We start from the raw sequence: 309 nt of genomic DNA, 5'->3' as shown, positions 1-309 counted from the left end.
GTGGCGGTGTCTGCGTCGTTGCCGGGTGGTGGGGTGTTGGGTTCGTGGTTCTCGCGGGTTGCGGGGGTGTCGCCGGAGGCTGTGGCGGTGGTGTGCGGTCAGGTGCGGTGGTCGTTCGGGGAGGTGGAGGAGCGCAGTAACCGGCTGGCGCGGTTTTTGCGGGAGCGGGGTGCGGGTCCTGGTGAGTTCGTGGCGGTGGTGCTGCCCAGGTCGGCGGACTTGGTGGTGGCGGTGCTGGCGGTGGTGAAGGCGGGTGCGGCGTATGTGCCGGTGGACCCGTCGTATCCGGCCGACCGGATCGCCTATGTG

The 309-nt window shown here is 70.2% G+C and carries 1 protein-coding gene; it reads left to right on the top strand.

What is annotated here, in order from left to right:
* A partial coding sequence (locus IE94_RS36855) for an AMP-binding protein (RefSeq protein WP_342450771.1) occupies positions 1 to 309 on the top strand: 309 nt, incomplete at its 3' end.

The sequence above is a fragment of the Streptomyces violaceorubidus genome (genome assembly GCF_000717995.1).
GTDB classification, from domain to species: domain Bacteria; phylum Actinomycetota; class Actinomycetes; order Streptomycetales; family Streptomycetaceae; genus Streptomyces; species Streptomyces violaceorubidus.
This window is presented reverse-complemented; position numbering and strand designations above follow the sequence as displayed.